Origin of the sequence: Bacillus sp. EE-W1 (assembly GCF_009760835.1) — a bacterium.
GTDB lineage: Bacteria > Bacillota > Bacilli > Bacillales > Bacillaceae_G > Bacillus_A > Bacillus_A wiedmannii.
On the sequence record NZ_WIPE01000060.1, the window covers coordinates 68016 to 71586 of the forward strand.

The following is a 3571-nucleotide window of genomic DNA, read 5'->3' on the forward strand; positions in this document are numbered from 1 at the left end:
CATTTGCTTCAAGCCAATTATGTTCTTGTTTTGGATATCAAAATAAAGACGTTAAAAATCTAAACCTACGTGAATGGGACTGTCCTTCTTGCCTTGCGCACCATGATAGGGATATTAACGCAAGTATCAATCTAAAGAATGAAGCGATAAGACTTCTAACCGCAGGGGCTGCGGGGTTAGCCTAATCAATTAGAGTTCGATAGAACTCTTTACTTAGGAATCCCCCTCTTCTAAACGAAGTGAAAGTGGGGGTAGTTCAAAGAGGAATTCATTGTCAAAGTTTTGAAGTGTTTTTATATGATTGAAATGATTTGGTATAGACACGTTATTTATTAAAACTCTATGAAATTCTATAAAAGCCTTTGACGGAAAACCTTTATAATATTCTTTTAAAGAATCAATAATCCCATTACACAAATCCTTTACAAGCTCCCAATCCTTTTTTGTAATCACTGTTTCTAATGTTGCACTACAAATGCTCTCTAACCCTGAGATATAAGTAATAAAACAATCTTCAAGATACTCTATAAAGTCATCATTCTCCCTAGTTAGGGGTAACTTTCCAACCTGCTTATACAAATCAATGATAGGCAGCACTTCTAAAACCCAGTTTCTTAAACGAGTAATTTTTTTAGCGTCTTTCGAGAAATCAGATAGTGAGAATTCACTGGCTTGCTTTTCATTATAAGGATAAAATTTAATTTTCTTAGGTTCATCTATTTTTTGTAACTCTTCATATAAATTAAATGCAATATTGACATCCTGTTTACTAACATTAGTGTCTTCTTTTATATGAGTTAGTTTAACTGCTTTCTCTATTAAATCTGTTCTTAATTTGAAAATAGTAATCACATCACTTTTCAAACGAAAATAATTAATTAAGGTTTTACACTTTCTCAATATTACAGTATCAATTTTCTTATATAATTAAATTATTCTCTTTATTTATTTTATGTATCTGTTCCCTTTGAACCCTACTATTATAGGGTTCCTTTTTTATAATCATATATTTATTAATTAATTTATCGATTTCCTGACTTAAATGGAGAACTTTCGTATGACTAAAACCATGTTTTTTTACTAATTCTACTAATTGTAATTTTTTATTCTCTATTAGATCATTTAACTTCGCCACTAACATAAACTTTTTTCTTTCACACTCCCCCTGAGCAAAATAAAAAGAGCTGCTCCCAGCCCTTGTATACTAAAAATCTATATTATTACATTATGAATTTTCCCATAATCTATTATAAATGAATATTTATGAAGCCAACAACAATAATTTTAGTGTATTTAGAAATAAAAAAGTAGCAATATTTCATTACTGCTACAACTTCTTTATAAATTCATTATTAATAAAAACATATTCTTCTGGTTCATCAGCTTCACCATACCAAGCTTCCAGCTTTATCATATGTTCTGCTACTTCTTCTAATATCAAATTCATAAATAATGAAATAGGTGTCACATTATATTCTGTATCTCTATAATTCTTTAGATTGGCTATAAATGACCATTCGTAACCTTTTAAATTTGTATAATAGTCATTCTCTTCTTCCCAGTTTCCTGTACTTATTAATTCCACCAATTCTTTATATTCATCCTTTATAATTACTTTACCTCGAAAGGCTGTATACATTTCAAAAGACAATTTTTTCACCCTCTTAAATTCATTATGAATTTAATTAACATATATATCTTAACTACACAATAGAAGGTTTTAAAAATCGTATTATGTTTCCCTTTTCACTAAATTCACTCTCATTGTTACAATTTTTTGAGGTAAGATCAACTATATAACTCTCTGAAATTTTAAAAGTTCTTTCCTCATTAAACATTGTCAAAGGAACTGATACTCCAACATTATTATCTAAATGACTTAGTACCATTACAGGGATAGTTTCTCCTTTTAATAAATCAACATATGAGGTCTTAACTTTATAATAATGCCCTTCTAAAAAATGCATTTTTCCGTTTATTAAATCCACTGCAACTCCATTATTACAATACGCTAAGCTTTGATTTGAAAAATGAATATCATCCGATACTTTAATAAATTTCATTGTTTTATTATCAAATATATAGTAACCCTCTCTTACTACAAAGAGATTATGCGGATTGATAAACTCTAGCAAATAATGTGTGATTTCAAAGCTAGTATCTCCCTCAATCATTTCTCTGTATTCTACATAAAGTTTCTCTAACTTTTTAAATGTACTTAGTTTGATCCCCTGATTTGGTCTTGATGCAAGTGTTAAGTCATCTAATACCCATTTAGCCACGTATGTTGACGTTGGAATCATTTACAATATACCCCCTTCAAAATTTTATATATGAACATATAAACTATTTAAATTTAATAAATTGGACTCTACTTAAAGTATAGGCAGAATCTATTTAATAACTAAGATAATTCTCTAACTTTTTCATAATAAAATGTTTAAAAATAATAATGAGTTATTCAGTTTTTCAGTTTGTATTTAAATGGTGGGTTTCAAGGATATGTGACCGATTCGGGGTATGGGGGCCATCCTCATGTATAAGGGTTACAACGCTAATGTTCACTATAAAACCCGACATAAGATCGATTATGTTGGGTTTTATATGATTGTCTTTATTAAAAATTAAACATTATTTAAAGAATCTATAAAATCGCCTATAACAGACATTCAAATTACATTTTTTGAAGTTTGGTCCCTGAAATTCACGTACCCCTAGCAGATGACAGCACTCCCTCTTACGAGAGTAATCCTGTATCTCTTGCTTTTTGCACGGCTTCTTCCTGATTTTTGACTTCTAGCTTGTCATAAAGAGTAGAGGCATAATTTCTAACTGTGCCATTTGATAAGTAAAGTTTCGAAGCAATTGTTTTATAACGGATTCCTTGAGACAAAAGATTCAAAATCTCCAACTCGCGTTTCGTTAAGCCATACTCTTTCCCATCTGACTTCAATTCGACTGACTCTTCCTCATCATTTCCATCCGTTGTGTTTGTTTTGTTAGTCCTTATCCTTCCTCAACAAATAAGATCAGAAAATCCATGTACAAAAAAAGAGCGCTTTTCTTCAAAGCCCTCTCCAATAGGAATTTACCAATCCTTACGCTTATCACAGTCCCGATCACGATCATGATCATGATTACGTCTACGACGACATTCATCACAGTCACAGTCACGTCTACAACGACGGTCATCACAATCTCTATGTCTGCGTCCGCAGAACATTAAATCATTCCAAAATCTATTACAATCTCTGCAATGTCTGAAATTACAATTACATCCCATAAATATGATTACCTCCTCTTAACTTTAAGATTCATCATATCTTATGCTAAAAAACAAAAACAGCTTGTTTACTAGTCTACTTTCTGCATTTTAAAGTAATAATATTATTATCTAGTCTTTAAGCTTCAAATCCATCTCACCCCTTATCTTTCCTTAACAACAAACAAGACGCCACCTAGATTACGGCAGCGTCTACGATAATTGCTATTGGTTTAATCGATTTATTTACCCTCACGTCATTTATTTCTTTGCTTCCATACCTCATTCTTTTTACAATAAGTATTCTTA

The 3571-nt window shown here is 30.8% G+C and carries 6 protein-coding genes and 1 pseudogene; 1 reads left to right on the forward strand and 6 read right to left on the reverse strand.

All coding sequences use genetic code 11. The annotated features are described in order from the left end of the window. Positions 1–185 (forward strand): zinc ribbon domain-containing protein (locus tag GFJ36_RS11840; RefSeq protein ID WP_157349591.1); only part of this gene is annotated, 185 nt, incomplete at its 5' end. A 28-nt stretch (positions 186–213) separates the two neighbouring features. Here GFJ36_RS11840 and GFJ36_RS11845 read toward each other — a convergent pair. The 6 genes and pseudogenes from GFJ36_RS11845 to GFJ36_RS11870 form a co-directional block, all read right to left on the reverse strand. Next, complete coding sequence (locus GFJ36_RS11845) at positions 214–852, reverse strand: hypothetical protein (RefSeq protein WP_242015971.1); 639 nt, start codon at positions 850–852, stop codon at positions 214–216. A gap of 67 nt (positions 853–919) precedes the next feature. Further along, positions 920–1141, reverse strand: coding sequence for an aspartyl-phosphate phosphatase Spo0E family protein (locus GFJ36_RS29965; protein WP_000959244.1), 222 nt, complete (start codon positions 1139–1141; stop codon positions 920–922). Between the two features lie 186 nt (positions 1142–1327). Further along, on the reverse strand, positions 1328–1639 hold the full coding sequence (locus tag GFJ36_RS11855) for a hypothetical protein (protein ID WP_157349592.1): 312 nt from the start codon (positions 1637–1639) through the stop codon (positions 1328–1330). A 64-nt stretch (positions 1640–1703) separates the two neighbouring features. Continuing rightward, entirely contained in the window at positions 1704–2303 is a 600-nt protein-coding gene (locus GFJ36_RS11860) for a hypothetical protein (RefSeq protein ID WP_088610550.1), read from the reverse strand. Positions 2304–2737: 434 nt separating this feature from the next. Next, positions 2738–2983: pseudogene (locus tag GFJ36_RS11865) on the reverse strand (response regulator transcription factor); the annotation flags it as partial. Between the two features lie 105 nt (positions 2984–3088). After that, the gene (locus tag GFJ36_RS11870; RefSeq protein WP_157349576.1) at positions 3089–3283 is read right to left on the reverse strand and encodes a hypothetical protein; all 195 of its coding nucleotides are present in this window, start codon (positions 3281–3283) and stop codon (positions 3089–3091) included. Between the last annotated feature and the right edge of the window lie 288 nt (positions 3284–3571).

Coding starts and splice junctions, on each gene's coding strand:
- GFJ36_RS11860 (WP_088610550.1), bottom strand. CDS start 2,303: ATGATTCCAACGTCAACATACGTGGCTAAATGGGTATTAGATGACTTA.
- GFJ36_RS29965 (WP_000959244.1), bottom strand. CDS start 1,141: ATGTTAGTGGCGAAGTTAAATGATCTAATAGAGAATAAAAAATTACAA.
- GFJ36_RS11870 (WP_157349576.1), bottom strand. CDS start 3,283: ATGGGATGTAATTGTAATTTCAGACATTGCAGAGATTGTAATAGATTT.
- GFJ36_RS11855 (WP_157349592.1), bottom strand. CDS start 1,639: ATGTATACAGCCTTTCGAGGTAAAGTAATTATAAAGGATGAATATAAA.